General features: G+C 55.1%; 1 protein-coding gene. It reads left to right on the plus strand.

Going from position 1 to position 247, the window contains the following annotated elements; translation table 11 throughout:
- Positions 1 to 18: 18 nt before the first annotated feature.
- Positions 19 to 247, plus strand: a 229-nt coding sequence (locus KVT45_RS55475; RefSeq protein ID WP_254648768.1) for a hypothetical protein, incomplete at its 3' end; no start/stop codon positions are given.

The raw sequence follows: 247 nt of genomic DNA on the forward strand, positions 1-247 counted from the left end.
TTCAGACGCGCCTGGAAGATGAACGGACGTACCGTCGACGATCTGCCCTTCGCAGCTCAGTTTGGCGTGGCGGGATCCTACGTCGGCCTGGGTCTCGTCATTATCTGCCTCATGGCCCAATTCTATGTCTCGCTGTGGCCCAACGGCGGATCGCCAGACGCGCAGTACTTTTTCGAGAACTACTTGGCGGCTCCTATCGTGATCTTCTTCTTTGTTGGATACAAGCTGTGGTATAGACAGTGGAAGT

This window comes from Streptomyces sp. GbtcB6, assembly GCF_019091475.1.
Classification (GTDB): domain Bacteria; phylum Actinomycetota; class Actinomycetes; order Streptomycetales; family Streptomycetaceae; genus Streptomyces; species Streptomyces hyaluromycini.